The following is a 3,553-nucleotide window of genomic DNA, read 5'->3' as shown; positions in this document are numbered from 1 at the left end:
GCAAGCCACTCGCCTACAGTGAATAATTAAACACTGAGATTAACGTTAACACCCGTAGGCGTTAAGCTTGCTGACGCGAAAACACCGAAACAATATTGAATATCGCGGTGGCAAGCCACTCGCCTGCATAAGCATATACACAAAAGGTTAATGCCAGGCAAATTGTACAAAACGTAGGAAATGGCTTTAACCATGAATTTTATAATCCCCGCATCATAAAGCCTTCGAGTACCTTTAACCTCTAACCTTCTCTCTTCAACCTTTTAATTTGACATTTTTTATCCTAACCTTGTTTCTAATTTGTATAATTTAATCAACAAGGAGCAACCATGAAAATTACCCATCATGGAGCGGTGAATGGGGTTACGGGGTCATGCCATCAGTTAGATTATGATCAACACTCATCGGTGTTGATTGATTGTGGGCTTTTTCAAGGGGAAGACGCCGGGTCAAGTTTAGCTATCAACTTTGATATCTCAACTGTCACTGCGCTGATTGTTACGCATTGTCATATTGACCACGTTGGCCGCATACCTTACTTATTTGCTGCTGGTTTCTCTGGCCCTATTTTTACTTCGAAGGCATCGGCAAGTCTATTGCCATTAGTTATTGAAGATGCACTTAAAGTCGGGGTAACGCGAGATCAAAAAATTATTAACGCCTGTTTAAGCTTACTTGCCAAGCGTATTGTCGCTATCGAATTTAATAGCTGGTTTGACTTACCAACCACCAGCAACAAGCCCACCGCGAAAGCTCGCTTACAACGTGCCGGGCATATTTTAGGCTCCGCCTATGTTGAAATCGATATAAAAACTAAAACTAGCAAGGAAAATTCCCATCGCGTGGTATTTTCTGGTGACCTAGGAGCGCCGCATACTCCGCTACTACCTTCCCCAAAAGCGCCTTACAAAGCCGATACTTTAGTGATCGAGTCAACCTATGGTGATAAAAACCATCAAGGCCGAAAAGAACGCACGCAAACACTGAAAAAGGTGATTGAAAAAGCCGTTGCCGATAATGGCATTGTATTAGTGCCAGCGTTTAGCATTGGCCGTACGCAAGAGTTACTGTACGAACTGGAGCAAATAATTCACAACGCAGCTAAAAATTCACCATGGCAAAATATAGAGGTTATTGTTGACTCCCCTATGGCAGCTAACTTCACCACAGAGTATCGAAAATTTAAAACCCTCTGGGACGATGAAGCAAAAAAACGCTTAGCCAAAGGTCGCCATCCATTAAACTTTGCGCAGTTGCATACTATCGACAGCCACCAAGAGCATATTGCCGTAATTAATTACCTAAGCAAACGCAAACAACCCGCAATTATTCTTGCCGCTAGTGGCATGTGCACCGGCGGACGAATTGTGAATTACCTAGAGCGATTTTTACCTGATGAAACTACCGATGTGATTTTTGTTGGCTACCAAGGCCGTGGCACGCTCGGCCGAGATATTCAAACCTATGGACCAAGTAATGGTTATGTGCATATTAATAACCATAAAATCACCATTAACGCAGCAGTACACACAATCAGCGGCTACAGTGCTCATGCAGATCAAAACGGCTTAATAAAATTTGTAACAGGTATGCGTAAAAAGCCCAGCCATATAAAAATAGTCCATGGCGATGATGATGCAAAACAGGCATTAGCCCAAGAGTATCGAGAGGTACTAGGAGAAGGAGTTAAAATTGAAATTGGGGAATCGTTGACGAGCTTCGAGTAGCGGGCTACGAGCAGCCCGGTGTTAAATTTAGTCTAATTCCTAGTCTTTAACCTTTTCATTATTCTGTGTAGCACAGGTTGTGAGATTCTCATGAGCTTTTGATTACATAGATCAATTTCCCAAGCATTCTCCCAATTACTTCGCACTCATTTAATGCGAACTATGTTTGCTCGTGATTGATATAACCAAGCTCAAAAACAATCATAAGCTGCGTTTTTAATTCTCCTACAGAGCCTTTTGCCACAGAAAGAAAATACGCTCTTTCTTTATCGGAATAGCGCTCATAACCTTCCGCTATATTACTCGGAACAGAAACAGCACAGCGACACATTTGATCTTTAAGCCCAAAATCTCGTAAATCATTGAAAACTTGATATACAAATAAACTTAATGAAAAAGATTTCTTCCATACATCTAAATTTTCATATTTCATCACCCCTCCTGGGTTGCTACTCCCTTTCGAAAACGACTAAATAACAATGGAACTATAATTTAACTGCAGGACGTAATATATCACCTCGCAGAACAACCCAGAACCTAATTACTATAATCAGCGGCTAAGATGATACGTAGCCCGCAACTCGAAGCTCGAAACCTCAGACATCTAAATTTTACACTACCTTTAAATGACTTGGTTTTTTAGGGTTAACTAACTCTGCAACAAAGCTTGTAAAGTCAGCGCCTAGGTTTTCATCACGCATGCTGTATTCAACAATCGCTTTTAAATAACCTAATTTATCACCACAGTCATGAGCTCGGCCGCTCATATGAAATGCTTCAACCGTTTCAATTTTCATAAGCATATCAATAGCGTCGGTTAGTTGTATTTCACCACCTGCGCCAACCGGAGTTTTATCAAGTAATTGCCAAATAGTTTTTGACAGTACATAACGACCAACTACAGCAAGGTTTGATGGCGCGTCACCAACACTTGGTTTTTCAACCATTGTTTTGATTTTCGCACTTTCACCCGCAGTAATTACAGCGCCATTTATATCAGCAATGCCGTATTTACATACATCTTGCTCAGGTACAGGTTCAAGCATAATTTGGCTTGCTGATGTTGCTTTAAAACGTGCAATCATTGCCGCTAAATTTTCTGTTTTTTGATCTGCAGTATAAGCATCAAGTATTACATCAGGCAGTAAAACTACAAAATCTTCATCACCAATGATTGGTTTAGCACACAACACTGCATGACCCAAACCTTTAGCTTCACCTTGGCGCACATGTAAAATAGTTACATCAGGTGGGCAAATAGAGCGCACTTCATCAAGTAACTTACGCTTTACGCGTTTTTCAAGTGTCGCTTCAAGTTCAAAGCTAGTATCAAAATGGTTTTCAATCGCATTTTTAGAGCTATGAGTAACAAGCACAATTTCTTTAATACCCGCAGCAACACACTCATTCACTATGTATTGAATAAGTGGTTTATCAACCAGTGGGAGCATTTCTTTTGGAATAGCTTTAGTCATTGGCAACATACGTGTACCAAGACCCGCAACAGGGATAACAGCCTTCATAATAGATCCTTTATAGAGTGTTTAAATCAATTTAGGATCAAGTTAGCAGCGCAAAGCTTTATAGGGAGTGAATGAGTTCGGGCTTCGAACAGCGAGTTCCTAGCACCTTTAACCTGTTCGCGGTGGCAAGCCACTCGCCTACAAGTAATTAATTAAACATTAAGGTAAACTTTAACACCCGTAGGCGTTAAGCTTGCTGACGCGTGTTTATTAACATCTTTATCTTCTCGCCTAAGGTAAAATGTAAAAACGTAGGAAATGGCTTTAGGCCTGTTCGCGGTGGCAAGCCACTCGCCTACAAGT

General features: G+C 41.0%; 3 protein-coding genes. 1 reads left to right on the top strand and 2 read right to left on the bottom strand.

Annotated features, from left to right (window positions below):
- The first annotated feature begins 329 nt into the window (after positions 1-329).
- The gene (locus tag H5158_RS22255; RefSeq protein WP_182740932.1) at positions 330-1,727 is read left to right on the top strand and encodes an MBL fold metallo-hydrolase RNA specificity domain-containing protein; all 1,398 of its coding nucleotides are present in this window, start codon (positions 330-332) and stop codon (positions 1,725-1,727) included.
- A gap of 160 nt (positions 1,728-1,887) precedes the next feature.
- On the opposite strand, the gene H5158_RS22250 is transcribed toward H5158_RS22255, so the two are convergent.
- Together H5158_RS22250 and galU are read right to left on the bottom strand one after the other, a co-directional pair.
- Positions 1,888-2,160, bottom strand: a complete 273-nt coding sequence (locus H5158_RS22250; protein ID WP_220491401.1) for a four helix bundle protein — start codon at positions 2,158-2,160, stop codon at positions 1,888-1,890.
- Between the two features lie 178 nt (positions 2,161-2,338).
- Complete coding sequence (galU, locus tag H5158_RS22245; RefSeq protein WP_182740931.1) at positions 2,339-3,250, bottom strand: UTP--glucose-1-phosphate uridylyltransferase GalU; 912 nt, start codon at positions 3,248-3,250, stop codon at positions 2,339-2,341.
- Positions 3,251-3,553: the final 303 nt, after the last annotated feature.

Origin of the sequence: Pseudoalteromonas sp. SR45-6 (assembly GCF_014163545.1) — a bacterium.
Classification (GTDB): domain Bacteria; phylum Pseudomonadota; class Gammaproteobacteria; order Enterobacterales; family Alteromonadaceae; genus Pseudoalteromonas; species Pseudoalteromonas rhizosphaerae.
The sequence above is the reverse complement of the archived record's forward strand: the minus strand, read 5'-3'. Positions and strand labels throughout refer to the sequence as shown.

Coding starts and splice junctions, on each gene's coding strand:
- galU (WP_182740931.1), bottom strand. CDS start 3,250: ATGAAGGCTGTTATCCCTGTTGCGGGTCTTGGTACACGTATGTTGCCA.
- H5158_RS22255 (WP_182740932.1), top strand. CDS start 330: ATGAAAATTACCCATCATGGAGCGGTGAATGGGGTTACGGGGTCATGC.
- H5158_RS22250 (WP_220491401.1), bottom strand. CDS start 2,160: ATGAAATATGAAAATTTAGATGTATGGAAGAAATCTTTTTCATTAAGT.